The organism is Candidatus Symbiopectobacterium sp. NZEC135, assembly GCF_025962695.1.
The window spans coordinates 1-667 of sequence record NZ_JAGFPF010001190.1 but is presented as its reverse complement, the minus strand read 5'-3'; the positions used below and the strand labels follow the sequence as shown (position 1 = coordinate 667).

Genomic DNA, 667 nt, shown 5'->3' with positions numbered 1-667 from the left:
GCGCAGATCTATCAGCCCGTTACCGCGTTGGGAGACCTGCTGGTACTGCTGTATTTGCTCACCGTGCCTGCCGTGGTGTTGATGCTAGCCGGTTCCTGCTCAGGTTCGGTGTACGGTGCCATCGGTTTTTCCCGCGAAATGGCGCTGGTTTTGGCCTACGAAGGACCGTTGCTGCTGGCACTGGCAAGCGTGGCGCTAAAAACCGGGCTGGCGCAAGGCGGTTGGGTAACCTTTTCATTGTCCGAGATCGTTGCCTATCAGCAGCAGCACGGCGCGTTTGTGTTCGGTCCCTGGATGTGGCCTGCGCTGGCGGCCTACGTGCTGTTTATGCCCGCCAACCTCGGCATTGCCCCGTTTGATATCCCGGAAGCGGAGTCCGAAGTGCTGGAAGGGCCCATTCTGGAATACACCGGCCCCGCGCTGGCACTGTTCCATCTGATGTCTGCCTTGAAAACACTGGTGGTCGTGGCGCTGGGCATCACGCTGTTTTTCCCCAACGGCCCGGAAGGGATCGCCGGTGTGGCGGTGTTTCTGGTGAAGTGTCTGATTGTCTCCTGCCTGTGCAAGACGCTATTGCGCGCCATGGTGGGGAGAATACGCATCGATCAGGCGTTTGTGTTTTATCTGAAGTGGCCTGAGTTACTGGGTGTAATCGGCCTTATCAGCG

Annotated in this window: 1 protein-coding gene; it reads left to right on the top strand. The window is 58.6% G+C overall.

Annotated elements, in window-relative coordinates:
* Positions 1-667: respiratory chain complex I subunit 1 family protein (locus J5224_RS33270; RefSeq protein WP_264629163.1), on the top strand; the 667-nt coding region annotated here is incomplete at both ends.